Source organism: Proteus sp. fly-1067, from assembly GCF_040139345.1.
Taxonomy (GTDB): Bacteria; Pseudomonadota; Gammaproteobacteria; order Enterobacterales; family Enterobacteriaceae; genus Proteus; species Proteus vulgaris_B.
This window is the reverse complement of the sequence record NZ_JBEEUL010000006.1, coordinates 150,361-168,963: the sequence shown is the minus strand read 5'-3', so window position 1 is coordinate 168,963 and position 18,603 is coordinate 150,361. Positions and strand designations below refer to the sequence as shown.

Annotated in this window: 17 protein-coding genes; 1 reads left to right on the top strand and 16 read right to left on the bottom strand. The window is 40.5% G+C overall.

Going from position 1 to position 18,603, the window contains the following annotated elements; translation table 11 throughout:
• Window positions 1–1,181: autotransporter domain-containing protein (locus tag ABN217_RS10675; protein WP_349459387.1), on the top strand; the 1,181-nt coding region annotated here is incomplete at its 5' end.
• A 90-nt stretch (window positions 1,182–1,271) separates the two neighbouring features.
• On the opposite strand, the gene ABN217_RS10670 is transcribed toward ABN217_RS10675, so the two are convergent.
• The 16 genes from ABN217_RS10670 to hyfB form a co-directional block, all read right to left on the bottom strand.
• Entirely contained in the window at window positions 1,272–1,907 is a 636-nt protein-coding gene (locus ABN217_RS10670; protein WP_196554478.1) for an ATP-binding cassette domain-containing protein, read from the bottom strand.
• Between the two features lie 59 nt (window positions 1,908–1,966).
• The gene (gene yntD, locus ABN217_RS10665) at window positions 1,967–2,764 is read right to left on the bottom strand and encodes a nickel ABC transporter ATP-binding protein YntD (RefSeq protein WP_072069025.1); all 798 of its coding nucleotides are present in this window, start codon (window positions 2,762–2,764) and stop codon (window positions 1,967–1,969) included.
• Window positions 2,758–3,570, bottom strand: a complete 813-nt coding sequence (gene yntC / locus ABN217_RS10660) for a nickel ABC transporter permease YntC (RefSeq protein ID WP_115350233.1) — start codon at window positions 3,568–3,570, stop codon at window positions 2,758–2,760. Before yntC ends, yntD begins: the two co-directional genes overlap by 7 nt.
• The gene (gene yntB, locus ABN217_RS10655) at window positions 3,567–4,550 is read right to left on the bottom strand and encodes a nickel ABC transporter permease YntB (protein WP_371032919.1); all 984 of its coding nucleotides are present in this window, start codon (window positions 4,548–4,550) and stop codon (window positions 3,567–3,569) included. Before yntB ends, yntC begins: the two co-directional genes overlap by 4 nt.
• Window positions 4,535–6,118 (bottom strand): ABC transporter substrate-binding protein, encoded by a 1,584-nt coding sequence (locus ABN217_RS10650; RefSeq protein ID WP_196554480.1) that lies wholly within the window; start codon window positions 6,116–6,118, stop codon window positions 4,535–4,537. The genes yntB and ABN217_RS10650 overlap by 16 nt, the downstream gene beginning before the upstream one ends.
• A 402-nt stretch (window positions 6,119–6,520) precedes the next feature.
• Window positions 6,521–7,510 (bottom strand): glycosyltransferase, encoded by a 990-nt coding sequence (locus tag ABN217_RS10645; protein ID WP_340893894.1) that lies wholly within the window; start codon window positions 7,508–7,510, stop codon window positions 6,521–6,523.
• A 439-nt stretch (window positions 7,511–7,949) separates the two neighbouring features.
• Entirely contained in the window at window positions 7,950–8,450 is a 501-nt protein-coding gene (hycI, locus tag ABN217_RS10640; protein WP_072069030.1) for a hydrogenase maturation peptidase HycI, read from the bottom strand.
• Window positions 8,447–8,857: a formate hydrogenlyase maturation HycH family protein gene (locus ABN217_RS10635; RefSeq protein ID WP_072069031.1), complete on the bottom strand. Its 411-nt coding sequence runs from the start codon at window positions 8,855–8,857 to the stop codon at window positions 8,447–8,449. Before ABN217_RS10635 ends, hycI begins: the two co-directional genes overlap by 4 nt.
• On the bottom strand, window positions 8,850–9,632 hold the full coding sequence (locus ABN217_RS10630; RefSeq protein ID WP_072069032.1) for an NADH-quinone oxidoreductase subunit B family protein: 783 nt from the start codon (window positions 9,630–9,632) through the stop codon (window positions 8,850–8,852). Before ABN217_RS10630 ends, ABN217_RS10635 begins: the two co-directional genes overlap by 8 nt.
• Window positions 9,629–10,183 carry a hydrogenase 4 subunit H gene (gene hyfH, locus ABN217_RS10625; RefSeq protein ID WP_036934329.1) on the bottom strand — a complete coding sequence of 185 codons (555 nt, stop codon included), beginning with the start codon at window positions 10,181–10,183 and terminating at the stop codon, window positions 9,629–9,631. Before hyfH ends, ABN217_RS10630 begins: the two co-directional genes overlap by 4 nt.
• Before the next feature lie 11 nt (window positions 10,184–10,194).
• A complete protein-coding gene (locus ABN217_RS10620) occupies window positions 10,195–11,928 on the bottom strand; it encodes a hydrogenase large subunit (protein WP_196554483.1) in 1,734 nt (577 codons plus the stop codon).
• Window position 11,929: 1 nt separating this feature from the next.
• Complete coding sequence (locus ABN217_RS10615; protein ID WP_115350237.1) at window positions 11,930–13,498, bottom strand: hydrogenase 4 subunit F; 1,569 nt, start codon at window positions 13,496–13,498, stop codon at window positions 11,930–11,932.
• A gap of 4 nt (window positions 13,499–13,502) precedes the next feature.
• Entirely contained in the window at window positions 13,503–14,153 is a 651-nt protein-coding gene (hyfE, locus tag ABN217_RS10610) for a hydrogenase 4 membrane subunit (RefSeq protein WP_036934333.1), read from the bottom strand.
• Between the two features lie 12 nt (window positions 14,154–14,165).
• Window positions 14,166–15,617 carry a hydrogenase 4 subunit D gene (locus tag ABN217_RS10605; protein WP_340893901.1) on the bottom strand — a complete coding sequence of 484 codons (1,452 nt, stop codon included), beginning with the start codon at window positions 15,615–15,617 and terminating at the stop codon, window positions 14,166–14,168.
• Window positions 15,618–15,623: 6 nt separating this feature from the next.
• Window positions 15,624–16,574 (bottom strand): respiratory chain complex I subunit 1 family protein, encoded by a 951-nt coding sequence (locus ABN217_RS10600; protein ID WP_072069036.1) that lies wholly within the window; start codon window positions 16,572–16,574, stop codon window positions 15,624–15,626.
• Window positions 16,575–16,586: 12 nt separating this feature from the next.
• Window positions 16,587–18,602 (bottom strand): hydrogenase 4 subunit B, encoded by a 2,016-nt coding sequence (hyfB, locus tag ABN217_RS10595; RefSeq protein ID WP_115350239.1) that lies wholly within the window; start codon window positions 18,600–18,602, stop codon window positions 16,587–16,589.
• Window position 18,603: the final 1 nt, after the last annotated feature.

The following is an 18,603-nucleotide window of genomic DNA, read 5'->3' as shown; positions in this document are numbered from 1 at the left end:
GCTTAGCCAAAGAGCAAGCCGATAAAATTCAAGCGGATAAAGACCGCTTAGCCAAAGAGCAAGCTGATAAAATTCAAGCGGATAAAGACCGCTTAGCCAAAGAGCAAGCTGATAAAATTCAAGCGGATAAAGACCGCTTGGCAAAAGAGCAAGCCGATAAAGCCAAAGCCGAGCAAGACCGCTTAGCTAAAGAAAAAGCAAACACAAAACCCGTTATCGCTATCAGCAATCCCATTGATATAGAAAATACATATCGCTCTATGCAAATGGCGGCTGAAAATGGTTACAAAGCGATAAACATGCAACAAGGACAACTACGTTACCTAGCCTCGGCAACTTGCAACGTTGGATTAGATAAAGCATGTATCAGTGGATTTACACACCACCAGCGTTTAAGTAATGCTAATGCTACACAAACAGGCTTAAGTGGTGCTTACCGTGTAGATATTCGCAATATGCCTGTCGTGTTAGGTCTAGCATTTGATACCGATATTTATTCTTCATTACCTAAAGGCTATCAATATCAAGGTTATCCACTACCTTTAATCGGATTTAGCATCGATTTAATTCCGTCTCTGAGTCTTAAACCAAATAATAATGCGCTACACCTTTCTTTAAAAGGTGCCTATTTAAACCGAAAAGTTTCGATAAAGCGTCCATTATTAACGGATACCGAAGCAGGTAAAGGTGATGCGAAACTTAAAGGATATCACATTGATCTTCAAGGCTATTATCCTTACAGCTTAAAATCCACACTCACATTAACGCCTTTTGCAGGGATCACCTTTACTGAAATGTCGCGTTCAGCTTACAGCGAAACACAAGGCGCTAATTTTGCTGCACACTATGACAAACTCAATACAGACGCTATCTTTGCCAAGTTTGGATTAGGTTTAGAGTATTTATTAGGTTCATCAATGATACTTACTACCAAAGCGGGTATGTATTGGCATATCACACAACATCAGAGTAATTTTAATAGTCATATTGAATATTTAGGTACACAATCTATTGATTATACTGAGAACAAAAAGCAGTTAAAACAACGTCCATTTGCACACACAGGATTAACTTATCAATTTGATAATCGCTCGTCGTTTAATACTTCTGTTAATTGGGAAATGACAACTTATCGCTATCATGATGTACAATTAGGCATGAGCTATACCTATCGTTTTTAAGACTAATTAATCTACTCCCTATCTAATTTTTAGGTAGGGAGTGAAATCTATCGATGGAAAAAACAATAAATAGGGAAGATAAATTGAATATTACTTTTGAAGATACGATGTTGTCGTAAATTGTTTATTGTCATCAACCCACCACACTTTTGTCGAAACCTTCTCAAGTAACGCTTTGTTGTGACTAAAGATTATCAAGCTTAAAGGACGTTTTTGGCTTTCTTCTATTAATACTCGCCAAATATCGGCTTGAATTTGCGCATCTAATTGCGCAGTCACTTCATCGGCAATCAAGATTTGAGTACGAGGATCAAGCGCCCTTAATAAGGCGATACGCGCTAATTCTCCACCAGATAATTCATTCGGTCTACGCGTTAACCACTCTTGTTTTATTCTTAGTTTTTCAAACCAACTTTCAGCAGGCGTCCAAGCATCTCGGAGGCTATCTCCAGTTGTTCGAAAAGGATTAAAGCATTTATCAGGATGTTGAGGAACTAATTGGATAGGGCAATAACCTTTAGTCGATAAAGGCTTTTGGTTAAGTAGGATCTTACCACTGGATGGTGCTTGCCACTGCGCTAGAACTCGACCTAAAGTCGTTTTCCCTGTACCGCTTGGTGCTGAAATACCCAGCCTTTCTCCTGCTTCTAACGAAAAGGAGAGATCTCGCCATAACATCTTACCTGTTTGCTGAACAGATAATTGTTTTAACTCTAAAAGTGGCATAAAGATAACTCCAGAAATAACAGATAAAATGTATAAAAATAATACTTAAAAATACAATATTATAATGGATTAAGTGATGTTTCTTTTGTATTAATAAATTGTTGTTCAGGTAATGCATTCCACAGTGTTTTTAACCATTCGCTACCCTCGTGACGATTAAGCACCGTAGCAGGGATAACTTCATTGACCTCACCTTGATTAAGTACCGCTATCGTATCTGCGAAACGTGCAGCAAGAGCTAAATCATGTGTTACCCAAAGCACTGATTTACCCTGATTGCATAACTCTCTTAAATGCCCAAGCAACAGACATGCATGCTCATCATCAAGCCATGAGGTAATTTCATCAGCCAATATATATTGAGCATTAGATAATGTTGCATTACAGGCTAATACACGTTTTGCCATACCACCTGAAAGTTTGGCCGGATAGGTTTTAACTAACGAGCCTGATAGATGATAAAGCCCTAATTGCTGCACAATATCATCTGATGTAACTTCAGCACCACTCAAATGCGCTGAGCGGCTTAATTGTTCACCGATACAAATTAAAGGATTAAGTGCTGTCACGCCCTGAGGAATATAACAAAAAGTATTACCACGGTATGCAATCAGCTCTCGCTCACTCAATGTATGACCATTCAGTTTAATCGCACCACGCACTCGCATATTTGCAGGCAATAGCCCTAGTGCACTTTGCAATAGTAAGCTTTTACCTTCACCGCTACCGCCAACTAGAGCAAGCATCTTTCCCGGTTTAATATCCAGAGAGATTGATTTTAGCAACGGTTGCCAATTTCGTTTTCCTAGCCAACGAAATTGTGCAATATCAATGGAAAGCTGCTCAAAACTTAACATCCTGCTCCTCTTAACCACAATTGTTGCATTGCTTTAGCAAATTGATCGAAAATCAATACTAGACACATTAAAATCAATCCCGGAAACACCACCATCCACCAAGAACCTGTACTTAAATAGCGTAATGCATCAGCCAATAATAAACCAAGAGAAGGCTCATGAGCTGCTTGTCCAAATCCTAAAAAGCTTAATGCTGCGCTATGTAATACTGCATGAGGAAACATCAGTAACGTTCCCACAATCCACTGCGGTAATAACATGGGGATATAATGTTTTTTTACACATTCAAAAGGTGAATTGCCAATACGACGCGATAACATCACATAATCCGCTTCACGGATACGCTGAATTTCACCTCGTAAAATCAACGCAAGTTTAGGCCAATGAGTTAATGCCACTGCCCAAATCACCCCTTGCTGCCCTCCCCCTAATGTAAAACAGATCAAAATCAACAATAACAAATGTGGTAATGCCAAAAGTGCATCCACAACCCCTCGAACAAAAAAATCACAATAGCGATTGATCGAGGAGATACCGGCAAAAATCAGTGCAATTGCGCCACTGACAACGGCACTTGTCACACCGATATTGAGGCTACTTAACATCCCTTGAAAGCAACGTAACCACAAAGAACGGCCTAGATTATCTGTACCAAACCAATATTGCTCAGATGGCGCTTGGTTTCTTGCCAAAAAGTCCATTGCAATATCAGTATGAGAAACTGAAAAACCGTAAGCCACTAACCCTATCAGAGCGAGGGTAACTAATAACAATCTCAATAAAGGCTTGTTGGGATCGTAAATCATAAGTCTCGCAAAATTCCTTTATTAATACGTCTTAATAATGTGTTAGAAATACTATTACCAAAGAAAATCAAAATAGTGCTGAAAACAACAATCCCCATTAAGAGAGGAATATCGCCTCTTAATCCCGCATCAACCGTCGCTTGCCCTAAGCCTGGATAAGCAAATACTTTTTCAGCCAAAAGAGAGCCACCAAGTAATTCACCAATTGATGCAAACTGTAAGCAAAGTGCGGGCGTAATGGCATGACGTAGAACATGAAATAGCATCATAGCCCAACCTTTATCACCTTGAGCCTTAGCAAAATGGATAAATTCACTGCCCATCACTTCGGCAACTTTCGCACGAGTATGCAGCGCAATATTCCCTGTGCCTAATAATCCAAGCGCAATCATAGGTAAAATAAGATGAGAAAAACGTTGGCTTAACGTTGCTGTTTCGGCACTACTTCCCATTGGCCACGCACAACAAATTGGCGCCCAATGCAAGGTGACAGAAAACAGAGATAACAGCAGTAATCCTACCCAGAAAGTTGGTAACGCGGCTAATAAATAAGATAAAGTAGAAATAATCCTATCTGGCCAGCGATTAAGGTATCGACCAGCCACTAATCCCATCACAACACCAATAACACCTGAAAATACCCACGCTGAAAAAAGTAAAATAAAGGAAGGTCCAGCACGCTCACGAATAACATCAATAACAGGCATGTTATATAGCATGGAATAACCAAAATCCCCTTGAATGATTTGGCTAAACCAAAGCCAAAATCGCATCCATAAAGGCTGATCAATTCCCCAACGTGCTGCGATTAAAGGGTATTGTTCAGGAGGAACATTCAGGAGATCACTGCCGATATAAGCCTTAATAGGATCAATCGGTGAAAAACTTAATAAAATAAAAACACCCGCTGTTGTCACCAACAGCAGGCAGAGTAATCGCAGGAAAAAACCTGCACTTTGACGTATTACTGACAAGTCCACTTCCAAGTATCTACACTATTTAATAATGACCATGAACCATGGATTTCAGGTGTTCCTGTACCCAGATCAACACAAGGATTAGTTAGGTAAGTGTGTTGCACATTCATCAGCCAAGCCCAAGCAGCATCACCTTTTACACCAACGCCATTTTTACCATCCCACTCAACGGCTTTCCAATGAGGAACGGCTTCTTGCCATGTATGAGCATCGAGTGCTGCTTGCAGATGTTTTTCCACTTCAGGATTTTTATAATAACCGGGGTTATAGTAACCAACACCAGCCGCATTTTCGCTGTAGTGATGATATAACTCCATAGGATCAAGACTTCCCCAACCGAATAAAGTTGGATTTGAGTGCATATAACGCTCTACAGTATCCCAGCTCCCTGATTTAAGATCCATTTGGATACCAAGAGGCTGTACTAATGCACGAACTGACTCTGCTAAATCGCGACGTGTCGCATCACCACTGGTATACCACAAGGTTAATTTAGCCTCTAAACCGTCTTTTTCACGAATACCATTTTTATTGAGTTTCCAACCTGCATCTTCAAGAATTTGTTTTGCCTTTTCAACATCACCATCTTTAAATGCTGCTTCAGTTTGATCCCAAGGTAGTCCTTTTACACCGGTATAAGCGGGAACCGCATAACCATCAAGAACTTGTTCTGACAGTAATTTACGGTCAAGAGCATAATTTATAGCTTTACGGATAGCGATATCAGCCGTGATATCATTACCTATATCATAGCCTTGTGCATTCTTTTCACCTGATTTTACCATTGGGAAAACAATACCGCGATTTTCAACACTTGGTCTTTCCCATAATTTTGTATTAGGTAAATTTTTAGCAATAGCCGCGGTTGCTGGTGGAATGCGAACGATGCCTAATTGCCCACTTTGAGCAGCGGCAAAGGCCGCATCTTCATCAAGAAAAACAAAAATGAGCTTTTCAAAATCGTTTTTCTGCCCTGCATAATAAGGGTTAGCCTCAACAATTAATTGTTGGCCCGGTTGGAAACTGACCATGCGATAAGGACCTGCACCAATTGGCTTTTGTGCATAAGTTTTTTCATCATACTTATCAGCAGAGACAATGCCTAACGAACCTAATACATTAACAAACGTACTCTGTGGTGCTTTTAAGGTAATAGTGACATGTAAATCATCATCTGCTTTTGCAGAAAGAAAATTCCCCATATCTACTTTACCGCCACTTGCAGCCGCATTGTTATAAGTAAACACAATATCTTTTGCCGTTAGTGGTAAGCCATCCGAAAATTTTAAATCGGGTTTTAATGCTAATTTCCATGTTTTGCCATCTTCACTTGGCTGGTAGTCGCTTAACATATTGCTATACCAAGAGAGATCCGCATTTTGCTTTAACAATGGGCTATGAAGAAGTAAATAGCTACCATGGCTCCACCCCAACATTGGGTCAAAACCTTCGGTTGGCTCTTCGCCAATAGCCAGTTTTAACGTTTGAGCAGATGTTGCAAAAGGGACGCTTAGTGCGGCTAAGCAAGTTAAAGTTACTAATGATTGCCGCCAACCAAACCGAATAGACATAAAACATTCTCCGATTTTTTAGATACGACTTATCTCCAGTCTCTAATCCCATTAGAAAAGAGGCTGAAATAAGATAAATAACAATGATAATTATGTTGCTCTACAATTATTGCAGATAAAGAATAAATCAGTGACACCATAATAAAATTTTTCATTCAACTACTCGAATAATATTCGACAGTTTATTGATTTTACATAAACTTTTATTAAGCAGTATTACTCATTATGGCAAACTTCTAGCAAGTGCACAGTATTTTTCTGATAAATAAGTTATATATTTATCATTGAATTTATCAGTGAGCGCAAAACTAAATAAAGTGACTTTTTAACGAAATTAGATTATTTCATTTTATTTAATATGCATTAAAAATAAAGAAGGCACATTATTGTGCCTTCTTGTGATTATGAATTTAATATTTTCTTTAATTTAAAATAGCGCCGGCCTAAACGCCAACGTAATCTAAAATCTTTTGCATTCTGCCAGATAAGTGTCCAAATTCCTCTATCAAAAAGCTCTTTAACTATTTGTTTTTTAACTTCAATAGATTGAATAGCGCCGATTGAATGAATAATTCCTAAACCTTCTTTTGCGATTTGCCAATAACATGCATTAATATTTTTAACGATATCCTTATGCTTTTGATTAATAGCATCAAGCATCTCTAATATTTTCATGTAATTATGAATAGTTCGAACATGAATAGTATCATTAGGCGTTGCATGAGAAACAGATTCAGAGTGAATAAAATAGTCGTAATAACGCTCATCAATATATTTAACACGTTTGGCAGTTAATAATGCCTCCGTTGTCCATGGAATATCTTGATGATGTAAGCCTGGCTCAAAATAATAACCATGTGCAAGTAGAAATTCGCGTCGATAAATATTCAACCAAGTTACATGTAAGAATTTTTTAGAGTTTAATGCTATTTTTAACCACTGTGGTCCCGTTAAAACATCCGTTGAATGTAATCGATTAGATGGGAAAATAGGACGTGAAGGACGCCCATCAGCATAAACATAATTACCATTGCAAGTCGCAATATCTAAATCATCAGCAAGAGCGATTTCGAGTAAACGAGAATACATTCTGGCATCAATAACATCGTCTATATCCGGAAAAGCGACATATTTTCCACGGGCAACATGAAAACCAGTGTTACGAGCAACGGAAACGCCTTGGTTTTCTTGTGTCAAAATAGTGACATCAGGGAATTTATCTTTCCATTCATTAAGTATTTTTAGAGAACTATCTTTAGAACCATCATCAACAAGAATAAGCTCCCAACTTTCTAGTTTTTGTGTTTGTAAGTAGCTAAAAAACTGAGGTAAGAATTTTTCGCCATTGTAAACAGCAACAACAATACTTAATTGAGGCGCAAAAGAAGACATAACCAACCTTTTTTTATTCTTAGTAAGAGGAAAATTTAATTGCCATCATTTGACTTAAGGATAACAAACATCATTACCCACATATCAAGCTATTCATGCGATCCTATATTGAGATTTAAGACAAAAAGTGGCTTTTCTACTAATTCGAAGCAAAAATCATTATTAATAAGGAATTAGTATAGTTAACTTTAGAAATACCCGATGAAGAAAAGGTTAAGCAACGCTATTTTTTAAAAGAGATGGCTAAAGGAAAACTTAAGGTTAGAGAGGAGAATAGATGTTATTAGCAATAGAATAACTTAACAATGAGTAATATAAGTTACAAAAAACACTTTTTTATAATTAATGATACTTATATTACTCATTAACGAAAAACATCCGCAAAGCGGATGTTTTAGTTTTTATCTATATGAATAATCTTTGGATACTTGTTCTACTTTTATTCTTCGATATCTTCTTCATCACAAACTTCAAGCTCCGGAAAGTAATCAACTCGCCAAGACTTGATGCCTTGATAAATTTCATCAACGGCATTTTTTACTGCTTCGGTCATTGGGTAATAAAAACCGACTAAATCAGGTTGGATACCTAGAAAAGTGATATCAGGAATATCATCTTTTAATTGATCAATAAGAAAATTCAGCGGCATATTATGGGTGCTCATAATAAACATTTCCGCTATATAATCAGGATCTATCACCCTGATCTCACCCGGATTTAAACCAATATCAGCAGCATCAACAATGACAACACATTGCGGTTGTAGCTCTCTTACTTGGTAAGAAACATTCTCAGGCGCACTTCCCCCATTGATAACAATCCATCCATCAATAGGGTTTGCTTCCATTAACTCGGCAAGCAGAGGGCCTGCACCATCATCCCCCATCATACTATTGCCTACCGTTAATACCACTTTAGGTGCTGTCATTGCTTCACTCATGGTTTTCTCTTCACTATCAAATAAATCGCAGGTTCTGCGTGGATCTCACCCAGTAATTTAATCAGCGTTTGACTCCACTCACTAAAAATAGGATCGTCACTTTTTGTGATAGGATCAAATGCTAACGCTAATAAGTGAGTATGCTCAGAGTTAATATTGATTTCACCAAATGTCAGTAATCCATGCATTTTGCGCTTAGCTTCACCTTCAGGTAATAAATCAATCCACTCTTTATATTTTTCTAAAGGGCAGACTAACTCTGTTTTTAAACAGTCAATCATTCCCACATGGTGGCCAATTGCAAGCGAGTAATACATCACCTGTTGCGCTTGTTCAGGAATATCATCATCACTATCTACAAACTTTTGTCTTAATGACCAAAAGTAAACTTTAGCGTCATCAGGCATATATGCCTCCTTGACTTAAAGAGTAAACCAAGCGTTTTACAATCTCTGATAAACGAGGATCGTTAGCTTGTCGTAACCATTCATCAACACGACCACTCACTTCTTGAATTGTGGCACCTTCAAGTAACGTCAAGAAATGATCACTGATTTGTCTTCCTTGGTAATAACCTGCAAGACGACGCGCTTCACGCTCAATCATTACCCGAGCATCAAGAGGAATAGAAGGTAAAATAAGTGAAGCTTTTTCATTCTCAACTTCTATATGTGATTCGCCTTTTAATTTCTGATCAAGCAAACCTAAAGCAACAGCAAAACCATAAATAGTTGCTGCTGGCGTTGGAGGGCATCCTGGGATCCATACATCAATAGGCACGATAGATTCGCTACCACCCCATACGCAATACAGATCGTGGAAAATACCGCCACCACAGCCACAAGCGCCATAAGAGATACAGATTTTTGGATCTGGCGCTGATTCATAGGCACGTAATGCAGGAACACGCATTTGGCGCGTTACGGCGCCAGTGAATAATAAAATATCAGCGTGACGAGGTGAGGCTACCACTTTGATACCAAAACGTTCAGCATCAAAAACGGGTGTAATTGCAGAGAAAATTTCAATCTCACAACCATTACAACCACCACAGTCAACACGATAAACATAAGCTGAACGCTGAATATCTTTCAACAATGTTTGCTTTAGCTTTTGTACCTGATCATCTAAGGTGATTGGTTGGCTAACATGATGATTAATGGGAATTTCTGGTAGACTCATTTTATTGTACTCCCGATCTCGCCCATACTAATATTTTCACGGCCATCAGATAGTAAGTTATGTTTACGCTTACATTCAGGGCAGGTTTCAAATTGTGGTCGCATTGCTTCCACGGTATTTTCATCCCAACCCGATTGCACTAATAATGCCATCGCATATTCAACGGATTTTTTAGGGGTAAATGGCTGATGGCACTCACGGCAATTCAATAACTTAAACGTTCCTTTTATATAAAGGTCTGATTTTTTCGTCACTGCCGTTTCAAACATATCTGATAAAACAATCGCTCTTGTTGGGCAAACTTCTTCACAGCGACCACAGTAAATACAGCGACCAATAAACAGCTGCCAGTGACGCTCACCTGTTTCTAAATTGGTTTCCATCGTTAATGCATTGGCAGGGCAAGCCGCAGTACAAGCACCACAAACAATACACTGCTGTGGATCATATTCAGGCTTTCCTCTAAAACCATCCGGTAAATCCAGTGGTTTAAATGGATATTTTGTTGTTGCTTCGCCTGTTTTGATTATGGTTTTAAACAATTTTAACATCGTTCATTCCCTCACTTGAGCGGCGAATTTTTACGTTCGATGCTATAACGTTCAATTTCTTTATAAGAAACTGTTTTAGATTTACGTTTTTTCACATCGACGAGCGTTACCCTGTCAGTACAGGAATAGCAAGGGTCAAGGCTACCGATAATCAATGGTGCATCAGATACGGTATTGCCTTGCAACATATAACGTAATACAGGCCAGTTAGCATAAGTCGCAGCGCGACAACGCCAGCGGAAGAGTTTTTGGTTATCACCCAACATACTCCAGTGAACATCTTCACCGCGTGGTGCTTCTGTAAAACCCAGTGCAAATTTATATGGCTGATAGGTAAAGCCTTCTGTTAATAACGGGCCTTCTGGCAGGTTATCTAAGGCATATTCAATCATTGAAAGTGAATCAAGGACTTCTTTAATACGAACCATAACGCGTGAGAATACATCGCCACCTTCATAACTAAAGAGTGTCAGAGGAAGATTGCCATAATCAGCAAATGGGTGGTCAAAACGCACATCACGTTTAAAACCACTTGCTCTGATCATTGGGCCTACAGGGCTAAAATCACGAGCAACTTTTTTATCTAAAATACCCACACCCACAGTCCGTTGTTCCATGTTAGGTGCAGTGAGAAGAACATCGACAAGTTCAGTAACTTCACGACGCATTTCTCTTATTAATTGAATAGTTTTAAGGCGCTGATCTTTTAAGATATCGCGACGAATACCACCAATAAGATTTAAGCCATAGGTTTTACGTGCACCGGTGAGCATTTCTGCAATCTGCATTGATTTTTCACGAATACGGAAAAATTGCATAAAACCAGTATCAAATCCTGTAAAGTGGCTCGCTAAACCGATGTTGAGTAAGTGGCTATGAAGACGTTCAACTTCTAATAAGATTGAACGAATGGTATGCGCACGACGTGGCACTTCAATACCTAACGCATTTTCAACAGAAGTCACATAGGCCACGCTGTGGGTAAATCCGCAGATCCCACAAACACGGTCTGATAAAAAGGTAACTTCATTATAACCCATACGGGTTTCAGCCAGTTTTTCCATACCACGGTGAACATAGAACATGCGGTAATCGGCATCGACAATATTTTCACCGTCTACAAATAAGCGGAAATGTCCAGGCTCATCCGAAGTAATGTGCATAGGGCCGATAGGTACAACACGCGCATCTTGCTTACCTTCATTCACAAAAGGGTAAGTTTCAACTTCGGTTGTTGGTGCCGGACGTTGACGATAATCCATTGCATCTTTACGCAATGGATACATATCTTCTGGCCAGTCATCAGGAAGCACTAAACGACGCTCATCAGGTAAACCAACAGGAATAAGGCCATACATATCACGGATTTCACGTTCACCCCAAACAGCAGCTGGTACTCGCGGTGTTACAGACGGAAATTCTAGCGTAATTGGACTAACATGGGCTTTAACTACAATCCAACATTTTTCACCCTCTTCCATTGATAATGCGTAGTACACGGCATAATCCCCGTTTAAACTACGTTCGTCATTACCAAATAAGACCGGTAACCAACCACCTAAGCCGTAATACAAATATTCCACCACTTCAGGAAGTGATTCTGTTTTTACTGTTATCGTCAATTGATCAGCGGTTTGTCGCTCTTCATCAAGAACAGCTGATGGGAATTTTTCACGAACTTTGGCAACATAATCTCCACCTAGTTCTTTTCCCTCTTTTCTACTGACATAATTTTGGTAGCTCACGTTACATCTCCTGAACTGATGTGGATTGATTGCTGATTAACGTTGTTGGCCATGCATAATTTGGTGATTCATTTTTATCAATATTCATCACGATATTAGCGGCATTTTCTAACAGCTCGCTGACAGGTTTAGGAATGTGAGTTCCCATTAACAACATAAGAGCAATCAGAATGACCATTGGTAATGTGGTTAAGATCCCCAGTTCACCTTTAACAACAACATCAGGTTTTGGACCAAAGACGGTTTTCGCCACCATACGAACTAATCCACCTAATACTATGGTTAATAACAATAATAATAGGATAGTTAAGCCAATGTGCTGAGAAGCTAAACCTGCCACAACAATCATAAATTCACTGATAAAGACGTTGAAAGGAGGCATTCCCCCTAACGCTAACGCGCCACCAGCAAAAAGAGCGGCACTTAATGGCATCACTTTAAACATACCTTTTACGACATTTAAATCACGTGTGCCATATTTCAATAACACGTTACCAGAGCCACAGAACAACAGTGCTTTCGCTAAACTGTGGTTTAAGGTGTGGAATAAAGCAGCCAAAATCCCAATTGGTCCACCAATCCCTAATGCCACGGCAATTAATCCCATGTTCTCCACACTGGAATATGCTAAAAGACGTTTCATATCGCGCTGAATAAGAATAAAGAAAGCCGCGATAGCCACAGAGAGGAAACCAAAAATCAGCAGTAAATTACGTGTAAATTCAGTGCCAATAGCAGCATCAATAATAATGTAGTAACGAATGATGATTAACAGAGCACAATTTAGTAATACAGCCGATAACAAGGCACTGACTGGGCTTGGTGCTTCACTGTGCGCATCGGGTAACCAAGCATGCATTGGGAATAACCCCGTTTTAGTACCAAAGCCGATTAAAATAAAGACAAAAGCTAAATGCATCAGAGTTGGGTCTAACTGGTCCGTATATTTCAACACTTCAGTCCAGAAAATGGCCTGATCTGGATCAGGCATAAAGCTTGCGGCATTGGCATAAACCAAAATAGTACCGAAAAGACCAAACGCGACACCGACACTACAGATGATGATGTACTTCCACGCTGCTTCTAAAGAAGAACGCTGACCATAAATTCCTACTAAGAATGCAGAGCTTAGGGTTGTTGCTTCAATGGCTGCCCACATTAGGATCAGGTTATTACTGGTGATCGCTAATAACATGGTGAATAAAAACAGATGGAAGAAACCATAGTAATTACACAAAGTGCGTACTGAGATTTCACCCTCATCCACTTCGTGACCCATATAGCCAATAGAATAAAGCCCCGTTAAAAAGCCGATAATGCCTAAGATAGCGAGGAATAATGCGCCTAAGCTATCAACGTGAACCCAATTAGCAGCAGCCAATATTTCGCCATGAGACATGACATCTGCCACAGTTCCTAATGCTGCGACTAACAAAACGGTGATACCAATCGCATGAATGCCTGTCACAACAGAACGAGCACCTGCTTTTAATAACGGACTCAGAAACGCTAGTATTGAAAATACCAACGGTGCAAACATTAAAATTGTTAACATGGTTGTTTGGTTCATCTCCTCACCCCTTCAGCGCGGTCAGTTGATCCACGTTCAGTGTGTTGAGCGTGCGGTAAATCTTACGAGCCAACACTGCCATCACAATCACAGCAAAGATGGCGTCAGTAGCAATACCGATTTCGACCAGTTCTGGTGCTCTCCATGCCAATAATGCCAGTGTTAAATGAGAGCCGTTTTCCATTAAACAGTAACCAAAAGCTTGTTTTAGGATATTGCGTTGAGTCACGATGCAAAGTAGCCCCAACATAAAGTGTCCCAGAGAAACTGCGAGTGCAGGTTTCAAATCAACAACCATTGGTATTTGAATTGGCTCAACCACAAACCAACTTAGAATGACGATAACAGCTGCGAGCAACATCAATAGCGCAGGGCTAATAACACTGATATTCGCACTAGGATCAGATAACTTACGAAATGCAAATCCTAAAATAAGTGGAACAAGCAGAACTTTAGTAAAGAAGGCGGTAATCGCCCAAAGTGTCAGTTGGTGTGCATCTAACGTATTCGCCAAGGTGACAAAAATCATCACCAAGACGAAAGATTGCAATGCATAGAACCAACAAGAAGCAATCGGCTTTTTCGCGCCAATTACTAGTAGCGAAGTTATCATCATTAACCCCGCCAAATTATTTACGATAAGTGCTCCAGTCATGATTTATCTCCCTTATCCTAGCCAAGTGACTGCGATAACACTGGATGCAAAGGACATAATAATCAGTATTCCAATGACAATTTGCATCGCCATAGGAACAGATTGTCCTTCCTCAACTTCTTTACTTGGCTTGCCCGGTACAACACGGCCAAACCAGTAGATAAACCAAGTGAAGCTAGCAACAGATTCAATCAGCACCAGCACCATAATTGGTGTCATCACCCAGAAAATACTCGACAACTCAAAACCTGCGGCAAAAATTGGGAATTTACTAAAGAAGCCATTAAGTGGTGGAACACCTGCAATTGCCAACGCGGCGACACAGAAACCCACACCCAATAATGGATATTTATTAATTAGCCCTTTTAAGCGAGGCAACATGCGAGTACCGCAGCTATAACTCAATGCACCAGCAACTAAGAAGAACAAACTTTTAGCGAAGGCATGGTTAAAGATATAAGCAATACCGCCTTCAAACGCTTCACGCGGTCCGAAGATAGAGATAGATAATGCGAGGAAGATATAAGAGAGCTGAGTAATGGTTGACCATGCTAACAGGCGCTTCATATCTTTTTGTGGCAAATACATCATAAAGCCATAAATCAACGTGATAACCGCCATGGTAATACCCACCCACCCAATAAGATGAGGGACATCACCACCTGCTGACATAATGGCACGAGCAAAGATATAAACACCGACTTTCACCATTGATGCTGCGTGTAAGTAAGCACTCACAGGAGTTGGTGCTTCCATCGCATCAGGTAACCAAGCTTGTAGCGGTAGTTGAGCTGATTTACCCCAAGCTGCAAAGAGGATACCGCCAAACACAATCAGTTTGGTTGGCTCATCTAAGGTTGCAATTGCGGTTAATTCAAATGTACCCGTACTCACAAATAAGGTTGCAGCCGCGAGATAAAGACCGATTGAAGCAACGTGAGTGATCAACAACGCTTTCATTGCTGAGCGGAGTGATTTTTCAGATTGGTAGTAACCGATTAATCCCCAAGAACATCCTCCTGTGATTTCGAAAAATAGGAGTTGACCTAAAATAGTCGATGAAAGGACTAAACCAGCCATTGCTCCAATGAAAATCAGCAAGAAGGCATAATAGCGACGAGTACCCTCATGTGGATGCTCACGGTTGCCGTTAGTCAGATAGCCAGTAGAGTAAAAACTCACTAACAACCCTAAGAACACAACAGCGAAAGCAATCAAGGTACTGACACGGTCAATGGTAAAACCAAAGAGCGCAACGTCACCATATTGTATTAGCGTAATTGTGGTATCGACTTTACCTTCAGCGAGGAACTGCCAACCTAAAACAACTGTTCCTAATGTGGCTAATAAAGCGAAAAGTGTACATAACCACTTCGCCATCCGATTTGGCATTAAGGACGTAATCAACGCCCCCGCAAATGGGATGAGTAAGGTCGCAAGAGCTATATTTTCCATTGTAATCATCGCTCCTTATAGACCGGTTAAATAGAAAACAAGAGCCAGTGCCGCAACACCGAATCCTAACCATGTCACATGGTGAGTTAGCAGGAAGCGACCACGCGCTAAACTGTTTTCAACCAATGACGCTAATACAAACACCACTAACAATTTCACAGCCATTAAAACTAACGCTATAAACAGTGCAATAAAGGTGAATTCTGTTGCTTTGCCGAAAGGAATAAATATGGCTAAGAACAGTTCAGCCACTACAACTTGTTTTAAACCAAGACCCAGCTTCACCATGGCAAAACCAGAGCCTGAATACTCAGTTAATGGTCCTTCTTGTAACTCTTGTTCAGCTTCAGCAACGTCAAATGGCATTTTGCCCATTTCGATAAATGCCGCAAAAGCACAAGCTAATAAGGCTAACAGTGTTGCTGTGGGTGATACCCAACCTTGAGCCAGAGTTGCACTGATGGTGCCAACGTTGGTTGAACCCACAATTAAAGCCACCACAATCAGTGATAACACTAAAATTGGCTCGACTAACACACCCAGTGTTAATTCACGGCTAGCACCAATACCCGCAAATGGGCTTCCTGAATCCAGACCTGATAAAGAGAAGAAGAAACGATAAAGTGCAAACAAATAAATCAGTGCGATAAGATCGGCCGCGCCCGCAAACAGTGACGTTGCAGTAAAGACAGGCAGTGCCATGGCAACCACTAACATACTTCCAAGTAACACATACGGCATCACTTGGAAGATCACACCAGATTGCTCAGGTGCTACTGATTGGCGTTTAAACAACTTAAAGATATCTCGATAATCTTGCAAAATTCCAGGGCCTCGACGCGAATGCATCTTGGCGCGAATTGTGCGCGAAATACCTGTACATAACGGGGTTATCGCCAGCAAAAAGAGTGCTTGAATTAGTGCGAATATTCCCATCATTAACGTAGGTGCTTCTTGGAAAGTCATAAGTCCCTCTCCTTACGCTGCGATGACTAAAAGCAAGATGACCAGCGCTGCAACAACGTATAGACAGTAAAGCCTAAAATCCCCGCCTTGTAGGCATTGGATACGTTTTGCAAATCGTTGGATCCCACGAACCAGAGGATAAATAATGCGTTCATCCCAGAATGGTTCGACCTTTTCAGCACCGAGCTGTGTTTTATTAAAACCACGAGACAGCAATGGAGATGGATCAAGCTGTTTACGCATACGATAAAGTGGTGCAAACATGCTACGTAGTGCTTGAGTAAAGCCACCTGCTGACACCGCCATGTCTTTTTCCCATACATAACCACACGCCCAAGGATTACCTTTACGACGAAACGCAGGTTGATTGCCTTTCAGGCCAAGATAAATCAGGAATGGGATAAGCGGTAAGGCAATTAATAAAACAAATGTTAATGCTGGAGAGAACATTGCTTGTGATGCGGTATCAGGAACAAGCATTGCGCCTTGAGTCACAGTTAATGCACTGGTTTCGCTAAGTGACATTGCAATGTTTGCAATAATTGGTGCAACAAAAGCCGCCCCAACACCTAACACAACACAGAAAAGTGCTAATAAACCCATTGCAATCGTCATTGGTAAAGGCACTTCTTTCGCTTTTGTTGCTTGCTCGCTACGCGGGCCACCACAGAAGCTAACACCATAGACTTTAACGAAACACATTGCCGCTAATGCACCCGTAATTGCCAGCATAATAATGGCGATAGGACCACTTAAGCGCATCACAAAGTTACCTTCGTAACTCATCGAAAATAGCGATTGGTAGGTATACCATTCACTCACAAACCCGTTTAGTGGCGGTAAAGCTGAAATGGACATACAACCAATTAAAAAGGCTGTTGCGGTATAAGGCATTAATTTTGCCAATCCGCCCATCTTATCCATATCGCGTGTGTGAATTTGGTTAATGATGGCGCCTGCACCTAAGAATAATAATCCTTTAAACACTGCATGGTTTAATAAGTGGTATAACGCCCCTAATAGACCCAGTGCAGCAATTACAGGATGGTCGGTTGCCATACCAACCATGCCAACACCCACACCCATTAAAATGATGCCGATATTTTCAACGGTATGCCATGCGAGTAAGCGTTTTAAATCGTGCTCTGCTAAGGCGTACATAACGCCTAATACAGAAGAAACGGCACCAAACCCAAGAACAACAATGCCCCACCACATTTCTGTAGCGCCTAATAAATCGATACCGACTTTGATTATCCCGAAGATACCAATTTTAACCATTACACCTGACATTAATGCCGATGCGTGTGAAGGCGCTGCGGGGTGAGCTTTTGGTAACCAACTGTGTAATGGCAACATACCGGCTTTGGCACCAAAACCAAAGAAACCCAGTAAGAACACCACAGAAGCCATTGCAGGAGAAAGAGAGAGCTGGCGGAATGAATCAAAATCAAGGCTACCACTTTCACGCCACATTAAGAAGAAGGCAATCATGATTAACACGGAGCCTGCGTGAGCGATAAAGAAGTAAAGTAAACCTGCGTGAATAGATTCGTCATCTTGGTCAGCAATAACTAAGAACCAAGAAGCCAGTGACATCATTTCGAATAGGATAATAAAGTAAAACGCATTATCCATCACCACTAAGCCAACCATAGAAGCAATAAACAGATTCATAAAGAATCCCATGCTCCAAGCGCCACGTCCTTTATATTCTTGTACATAAGCAAGAGAATAAAGCGCACACACACTGACCAATAATGAAATGACGAACACCATAAAGGCGCCTAACATATCCATGCGTACCACGAAGGCTGCAAATTCAAATGGGCCTGCCGCGGTAAAAGTGGCGATTTCACCACCCAAAATAACCGGTAATGCACTTAAAACACCTAATACACCGCCGATGATTGCGCTGATCCCTGAAATAAGGATTGCCAATCCTTCCTGTTTCTTTAAAAACAGTGCAATAACGCCACCAACAACATACAGGATGACTGACCACAGCAGTAACTGAAGAGGTTCCATA